This window comes from Vibrio sp. 1562, assembly GCF_033340155.1.
In the GTDB taxonomy this organism is placed as follows: domain Bacteria; phylum Pseudomonadota; class Gammaproteobacteria; order Enterobacterales; family Vibrionaceae; genus Vibrio; species Vibrio alginolyticus.
Map to the genome: position 1 here is coordinate 1 of NZ_JAWOVY010000715.1, position 534 is coordinate 534.

The window sequence follows — 534 nt, forward strand, 5'->3', positions numbered from 1 at the left end:
AAGGCACTTGAACCAGTCCCCCTATTGGGTCGCAGGTCATACCTAGAGAGTGTTCCATTGCAATTTCAGCTGCGATACAAATTTGCTCGTTGCTGCCTCCTCGCAAGGCGGTTAGGCCAGCCGCTGCCATAGAAGAGGAAACTCCCACCTCACCTTGACAGCCCACTTCCGCCCGAGAAATGGACGCGTTGGTTTTGTATAAAATACCAATCGCTCCAGCAACGGCGAGAAAGTCTTTTAATTGCTTAAGGTCCAGCTCTTTGATGAATCGATGGTAGTACATCAATACTGCTGGGATAACGCCTGCGGCACCGTTAGTTGGTGATGTGACGACTTGCCCGCCTGCCGCGTTCTCTTCGCTGACCGCAAAGGCAAACAAGTTAATCCAGTCCATGATCTCCATTGGATCATTTTCTACTGCTGCATTCGCTTCTAGTTTTTTCAACAGATTCGGAGCTCGGCGAGTGACGTTCAAGCCCCCTTCAAGGATCCCTTCAGTATCGAAACCACGCTGCATACACAGTGACATCACTT

Annotated in this window: 1 protein-coding gene; it reads right to left on the reverse strand. The window is 50.2% G+C overall.

Annotation, left to right across the window (positions count from 1 at the left end):
* Positions 1 to 534, reverse strand: a 534-nt coding sequence (locus tag R7Z49_RS27260) for an L-serine ammonia-lyase, iron-sulfur-dependent, subunit alpha (protein ID WP_318112789.1), incomplete at both ends; no start/stop codon positions are given.